The 509-nt window shown below is 50.1% G+C and carries 1 protein-coding gene; it reads left to right on the top strand.

Annotated elements, in window-relative coordinates:
* A partial coding sequence (locus tag R7190_RS31105) for a (Fe-S)-binding protein (RefSeq protein WP_318138373.1) occupies positions 1 to 509 on the top strand: 509 nt, incomplete at both ends.

The raw sequence follows: 509 nt of genomic DNA, 5'->3' as shown, positions 1-509 counted from the left end.
AGAAGTATTCCCAGAAATGGGCGCAGTACAGAAATGCTGTGGCAAACCGACCGCGGCTATCGGCCAAACAGAGAAATTCAAAGAACGCTACGGCCAGCTTCAAGCAGACTTCGACAAGCTAGATGCACAAGAAGTCATCGTGGCGTGCCAAAGCTGCTACGGCATGATCAAGAAGTCTGGCGGCACACAAAAGCCGGTTTCATTATGGAAACTGCTTCCAGAAATCGGTTTGCCAGAAGCGCTACGCGGCAAAGCAAAAAACAGTGACGTGGTGTTTACCATTCATGATTCTTGTTCGACTCGCTACGAGAAAGAACTGCAAGACGGCATTCGCTGGATCTTAAACGAGCTTGGCTACAAAACCTCTGAACCAGAACACACACGTGAAAACACGCGCTGTTGTGGTTTCGGCGGCATGGTTGTACCTGCAAACCCAGACGTGGCAACACGCGTAATCAAGCGCCGTGTTGAAGAGTTCGAGACAGACTACGTCGTGGTTTATTGCTCAG

Source organism: Vibrio sp. 1078-1 (assembly GCF_033340475.1).
The sequence above is the reverse complement of the archived record's forward strand: the minus strand, read 5'-3'. Positions and strand labels throughout refer to the sequence as shown.